Source organism: Streptomyces sp. NPDC002520 (genome assembly GCF_053595235.1).
Genome location: NZ_JBSFXG010000045.1, coordinates 62,745 through 69,161, shown reverse-complemented (window position 1 = coordinate 69,161; position 6,417 = coordinate 62,745). Strand labels below are relative to the sequence as shown.

General features: G+C 71.1%; 6 protein-coding genes. All 6 read left to right on the top strand.

Annotated elements, in window-relative coordinates; translation table 11 throughout:
- Nucleotides 1-107: 107 nt before the first annotated feature.
- The 6 genes from ACWD5D_RS38870 to ACWD5D_RS38845 all read left to right on the top strand — a co-directional run bounded on the left by ACWD5D_RS38870 (nucleotide 108) and on the right by ACWD5D_RS38845 (nucleotide 6,415).
- Nucleotides 108-1,484, top strand: coding sequence for a sensor histidine kinase (locus ACWD5D_RS38870; RefSeq protein WP_451377521.1), 1,377 nt, complete (start codon nucleotides 108-110; stop codon nucleotides 1,482-1,484).
- A 63-nt stretch (nucleotides 1,485-1,547) separates the two neighbouring features.
- Nucleotides 1,548-2,228, top strand: coding sequence for a response regulator (locus tag ACWD5D_RS38865; RefSeq protein ID WP_451377520.1), 681 nt, complete (start codon nucleotides 1,548-1,550; stop codon nucleotides 2,226-2,228).
- Nucleotides 2,229-2,415: 187 nt separating this feature from the next.
- A complete protein-coding gene (locus tag ACWD5D_RS38860) occupies nucleotides 2,416-3,828 on the top strand; it encodes a sensor histidine kinase (protein ID WP_451377519.1) in 1,413 nt (470 codons plus the stop codon).
- Nucleotides 3,825-4,490, top strand: a complete 666-nt coding sequence (locus ACWD5D_RS38855; protein WP_451377518.1) for a response regulator — start codon at nucleotides 3,825-3,827, stop codon at nucleotides 4,488-4,490. Before ACWD5D_RS38860 ends, ACWD5D_RS38855 begins: the two co-directional genes overlap by 4 nt.
- Nucleotides 4,491-4,510: 20 nt before the next feature.
- Nucleotides 4,511-5,731, top strand: a complete 1,221-nt coding sequence (locus tag ACWD5D_RS38850) for a cytochrome P450 (RefSeq protein ID WP_451377517.1) — start codon at nucleotides 4,511-4,513, stop codon at nucleotides 5,729-5,731.
- Nucleotides 5,732-5,818: 87 nt separating this feature from the next.
- Nucleotides 5,819-6,415 (top strand): Uma2 family endonuclease, encoded by a 597-nt coding sequence (locus ACWD5D_RS38845; protein WP_451377516.1) that lies wholly within the window; start codon nucleotides 5,819-5,821, stop codon nucleotides 6,413-6,415.
- Nucleotides 6,416-6,417: the final 2 nt, after the last annotated feature.

The following is a 6,417-nucleotide window of genomic DNA, read 5'->3' as shown; positions in this document are numbered from 1 at the left end:
CTCTGCGTCGCCTCATCCGCCGCGCGTGGATCCTCTACCGCTGGGACGCACGCCCCGGGAAGCGCCCCTGAGCACCGCCTATCCGCGCACGCCCTAAGGTGAACCGCGTGACGGAAACGGGGGGCCGCCGGGCGTTCGTGGTGCTCGCGGGCTGGGTGCGACGCTGCCTGCGGACGCTGCGCGAGGACCTGTGGACAGCCGCGCCGGATCCGCTGCCCGTCTCCGTGTGGCTCCGCTGGCTGCCCCACGGTCTGGTGTTTCTCGTCGCGTTCGGAGTCACGCTCGGCGGTGCGGCGCAGCTCGCGAACAACGGACAGCTGGCCGCCGCACTGGCCTTGGCGATCGCCGTCGTGCAGGGTGGTGCGGTCGTCCTCGCGCTGCGGCGGCCCGTTCCGGGCTGGTGGCTGTCCATGGCCGGGACCGTGACGGGAGCCGTCGCGGTTCACGGAAAGCTGGGCACGGTGCCCGCGGCGCGAGTCGCCCCGGTCCTCAGAGGACCGGGCATGATGCCCCTGGAGACGTTCACCTGGCCCTGGTCCGTGGCCGGCATCGTCGCACACCTCCTCGTCCTGCTGCTGCTCGCCCTGCGCGTGCGCACCCGGGTGTCGATCGAGACGCTGGCCCTGACCGCGCTGATCACCTACGTCCTGGAGGGCGTGTGGGGCGCGAGGGTCTACGAGCCCACCGGGTTCGTCGCGGTGTTCCTGTCCGTGGTCGCGGTGGCGCTCGGCATCGCTCTGCGCGGCCGTCGCGAGGCGCGCGCCGAACTCGTCGAGCAGACCACCCTCACCACCGAGGAACGGGCCCGTCGCACCCTGCTGGAGGAGCGCAGCCGCATCGCCCGCGAGCTGCACGACGTGGTCGCCCACCACATGTCGGTCATCTCCATCCAGGCCCAGGTCGCCCCCCACCTTGTGGAGAACCCCTCGGAGGAGCTGAAGGAGAACCTCGCCGGGATCCGCAACAACGCCCTGGAGGCCCTGACGGAGCTGCGCCGGGTCCTCGGTGTCCTGCGTTCGGAGAGCCTCGATGACCAGGGGACGGCACCGGACCCGTACGACCTGGCCGCCCCCGGCACCGGCGCCGCCCCCGATGCCCCGCAGCCCGACCTCTCCCGGCTGGCCGCCCTGATCGAGAACACCAGGGCGGCCGGCCTGACGGTCACCACAGAGCGGTACGGCGAGCCGCGTCCGTATCCGCCCGGCGTGGAACTGTCGGCGTACCGGATCGTGCAGGAGGCGCTGAGCAACGTGCTGCGGCACGCGCCGGGTGCGTCGGCGCTCGTGGAGGTCAGCCATCTGCCCAGCGGCATATTCCTGAGCGTGACCAACTCCCGCCCCCGCGGGCCGGTCCAGCCCTCCCCGGGCAGCGGGCACGGCCTGCTGGGCATGCGGGAACGCGCGACGATGCTGGGCGGGCACGTCACCACGACGCCGACGCTGCACGGCGGCTTCACGGTGACGGCGTTCCTGCCCCTGACGTGACCGCCCGGCTTGATTCCCCGGCTTGATTCGCCGGCTTGATTCCCCGACAGGAGAGCGGACCCCATGACGAGCGGCACCGGACCCATCCGTGTACTCATCGCCGACGACCAGCAGATGGTCCGGCAGGGCTTCACCGTGCTGCTCAACACCCAGCCCGACATCGAGGTGATCGGGCAGGCGGTGGACGGGCGGGACGCGATCGCCAAGGTGGGTGAACTCAAGCCGGACGTGGTCCTGATGGACATCCGGATGCCCGAACTCGGCGGCATCGAGGCGACCGGCCGGATCACCGAGGACCACCCGGGCATCCGGGTCCTGGTCCTGACCACCTTCGACCTGGACGAGTACGTGTACGACGCGCTGCGCGCCGGCGCCTCCGGGTTCCTGCTCAAGGACGCCTCCGCCGACCAACTCGCCGAGGCGGTCCGGGTGGTGGCGGCGGGCGACGCGTTGCTCGCCCCCGGTGTCACCCGGCGGCTGATCGCCGAGTTCTCCCGCCTGGACGGCTCCCGCCGGGCCCCGCTCAAGCAGCGCGTCGGCGTCCTGACGGAGCGGGAGACGGAGGTGCTGGCGCTGATCGCGCAGGGCCTGTCGAACGCGGAGATCGCCGAGCGGCTGGTGGTGGCCGAGCAGACCGTGAAGACGCACGTGGGCCGGATCCTGGTGAAGCTGGGCCTGCGCGACCGCACCCAGGCAGCGGTCTTCGCCTACGAGTCCGGTGTGATCCGCCCCGGCGGCCGCTGAGTTCCCACCGACCCCGTCCCTTCCGACCGCCAACCCATCCGTCCTCCGACCACACGCCACTTCACCCCACTTTCACCCCGATCCACTTCACCCCACTCCGGGGCCGACCTCCACCGCCCGGAGTCCACACCGCCCACTCCACCCCGTACCCGTAGTACCTGAGACGGACCACCAAGGACCCCTCTCCATGGGGACGACCGTGGCCCCGTCCCCGGCCTACGGTTTTCACGTGACCGAGACGACGCACACGCAGACGACACCACCGGGAGCGGAGAACAGGCCGCGCAGCCCCGAGTTCCGGGCGGCGGTGGAGGCCCTGCGCGGGCTGCGGCAGGACCTGTTCCGTGACGCCTTCGCCTACCGCCCGCTGCCCCGCATGCAGGTCGACGGCCCCCTCGCCCGACGGCTGCGCGGCCGCAGGCGGGAATGGGCGGCCTGGACCCCGCAGGCGGCGGTGGTCGCGGGCGCTGCGGTGACGCTGCTCGTCGCCCTGGCGAGCGCCGAGAGCGGCACCCGGGCCCTGGTGTACGGCCTCGTCGCGGTGGCGCCGGTGCTGCTGACGCTGGTGCGTCCGGTCGGCGCGTTCTGGCTGTCGCTCGTGGGAGCGACGGTGATCGACCTGCTGACGACGCCCTGGGACGCCTGGCCGTGGCCGCCGGGAAGCTTCGTCTCGCACCTGCTGGTGCTGACCGTGGTCGCGATCCGCACCCGCCCGCGTGCGGCGGCGTGGATGTGGGTGGTGACGGCGGCGTACGGTTTCGCGGCCGAGGGGTTCTTCGGGTTCCACTACGACACGAACACCGCCCCCATGCTCGTCGTCTCCGCCCTGGTCCTGTCCGCCGTGACCATCCGGCAGATCCGCCGTGCCGCCCGGCAGGAGGTGACCGCCCAGCAGACGGTGACCGCGCACGAGCGCTCGCGGCGCACCCTGCTGGAGGAGCGCACCACCATCGCCCGTGAACTGCACGACGTGGTCGCCCATCACATGTCGGTGGTCGCCATCCAGGCGGAGGCCGCGCCCTACCGGGTGGAGAACCCGCCGCCGGAGCTGGAGAAGGCCTTCGCCACGATCCGGGAGAACGCGGTGGCCGCGCTCACCGAGCTGCGCCGGGTGCTGGGTGTCGTACGGGCCGCGGACTACGAGGCCCCGGACGCCCCGCAGCCCACGCTCGCCGACCTGGACGGGCTGCTCGACAACGTGCGGGAGGCCGGGCTGGTGGTCGAGAAGGCGGTGACGGGCGCGGTGCGGGAGCTGCCGCAGGGAGTGGAGCTGTCGGCGTATCGGATCGTCCAGGAGGCACTGAGCAACGCGCTGCGGCATGCGCCGGGGGCGAGCGCGCGGGTGGAGATCGGGTATGTGCTGGGCGGGCTGGGCCTGCGCGTCGTCAACGGTCCGCCGCCCGCGCCGGCCCTGATCAAGCCGTCACCGGGCGCCGGGCACGGGATAGCCGGGATGCGGGAGCGGGTCTCCATGCTGAACGGCGAGATGACGGCTGGCCGGATGGACGGCGGTGCGTACGAGGGCGGGTACGAGGTGGCGGTGTTCCTGCCCGTCGCCGTGGTGAACGAGGGCGGCGAGGGGAGCGGGGGCCGGGCATGACGATCCGGGTACTGATCGCGGACGACCAGATGATGGTGCGCGAGGGCTTCTCGGTGCTGCTGAACGCGATGCCGGACATCGAGGTGGTGGGGGAGGCGGTCAACGGGAGGGAAGCGGTCGACCGGGTGCGCGAGCTGTCGCCCGACGTGGTCCTGATGGACATCCGCATGCCCGAGCTGAACGGCATCGAGGCGACGCGGGAGATCGTGGCGGCGGACGGTGCCACCAAGGTGCTGGTGCTGACGACGTTCGATCTCGACGAGTACGTGTACCAGGCGCTTCGGGCGGGTGCGTCGGGGTTCCTGCTGAAGGACGCGTCGGCGCGGCAACTGGCCGACGGAGTGCGGGTGGTGGCGTCCGGCGAGGCCCTGCTCGCGCCGTCGGTCACCCGGCGCCTGATCACGGAGTTCTCGAAGCTGGCGGAGGCCCCGAGGCTGATGCCGACGGCGCACGCGGCGTACGGCGACCTGACGGAACGGGAGACGGAGGTCCTGGTCCTCATCGCCCAGGGCCTGTCCAACGCGGAGATCGCGGAGCGGCTGGTCGTGGCGGAGTCGACGATCAAGACCCACGTGAGCCGGATCCTGGTGAAGCTGGGCCTGCGCGACCGGACACAGGCGGCGGTGTTCGCCTACGAGGCGCGGCTGGTGACACCTGGCTGAGCGGGGGCTAGCGTCTGTGCATGGCAGCTGCTGCGGACCTCGCTTTCGACCCGTGGGACCCTGCGTTCCTCGCCGACCCGTATCCGGCCTACGCCGAGTTGCGGGCGCGCGGCCGGGTGGTCCGGTACGAGCCGACCGGCCAGTGGCTGGTCCCGCACCACGCGGACGTCTCGGCGCTGCTGCGGGACCGCCGCCTCGGCCGCACCTACCTGCACCGGTTCTCCCACGAGGACTTCGGGCGGGTCGTGCCCCCGGCCGAGCACGAGCCGTTCCACACGCTCAACGACCACGGGATGCTCGATCTGGAGCCGCCGGACCACACCCGGATCCGGCGGCTCGTGTCGAAGGCGTTCACGCCCAGGACCGTGGAGCGCCTGAAGCCGTATGCCGTGAGGCTCGCCGGGGAGTTGACGGCGGGCCTGGTGGACGCCGGTGGGGGCGATCTGCTGGCCGACGTCGCCGAGCCGCTGCCCGTCGCCGTGATCGCCGAGATGCTCGGGATCCCGGAGGCGGACCGGCACCTGCTGCGGCCCTGGTCGGCGGACATCTGCGGGATGTACGAGCTGAACCCGGGCGAGGAGACGGCGGCGAGGGCCGTACGGGCGTCGGTCGAGTTCTCCGCGTATCTGCGGGAGTTGATCGCCGAGCGGCGGGGGAAGCCCGGTGAGGACCTGATCTCCGGGCTCATCGCCGCGTACGACGAGGGGGACCGGCTCAGCGAGCAGGAGATGATCTCCACCGCCGTGCTGCTGCTGAACGCCGGGCACGAGGCCACGGTGAACGCCACGGTCAATGGGTGGCGGGCGTTGTTCCGGAACCCTGGACAACTGGCCGCACTGCGTGCCGATCACTCGCTGGTGCCCACGGCCGTCGAGGAGTTGATGCGGTACGACACCCCGCTCCAGCTCTTCGAGCGGTGGGTGCTCGACGAGATCGAGATCGACGGGGTCGTCGTGCCGCGCGGGACGGAGATCGCCATGCTGTTCGGGTCCGCCAACCATGACCCGGAGGTCTTCCGGGAGCCGGAGCGGCTGGACCTGGCCCGGAAGGAGAACCCGCACATCTCGTTCAGCGCCGGCATCCACTACTGCATCGGCGCCCCCCTCGCCCGTATCGAACTGGCCGCCTCCATGACCGCCCTGCTGGAGCAGGCTCCGACCCTGTCCCTGGCGGCGGAGCCGGAGCGCAAGCCGAACTTCGTGATCAGGGGGTTGAAGGGGCTGAGCGTGGAGGTGGGCTGATCACTCCTTCGGATGATCATTGGGTGACTTGGGGGTGATGCGTGCTTTGGTTCGCCACGCTGGTGCCCGCCTGCGAAGGGAGGCACCATGACGGTTATGGCAGAGCGCACGTCGTCTCAGTTGTCAGTGGACATGTTCGAGCGGATCGCCGAGTTCGCCGCCCGTGAGGACGAGACCGTCAGGTTCGAGTTCATCGACGGACGGATCGAGGTCAAGAAGGTGACGAACGGCAGTCACGGCGAGATCGCCATGTGGTTGGTCTTCCAGTGCAAGCACGCTCGGCCCGATCTCACCCTCAACACCACCGGGCAGGGGCTGAAGGTCGAGGCGTACCGGAACGGGCGAGCGCGGCCGGACGCTGTGCTCGCCCCGGTGGGGCACTTCAGCGGGCAGAGTGACTGGGCCGAACCCGACGGCGTGCTGATGGTCGTCGAGATCACGTCGTACGACTCGGACACCCATCGGCGCGACCGGATCGAGAAGCCCCGGGCGTACGCCGAGGCGGGAATCCCCGTCTACCTCCTGATCGACCGCGACCGGTTGAAGGTCGTCGTGCACAGCGAACCGGACGCGCGGGTCGGGTACCACCACACGTATGTCGCGGAACTCGGTGAGAAGGTGACCCTTCCCGCGCCCGTCGGCTTCGAACTCGACACCGAGGACCTCAAGGGGTACGTCGACTGATC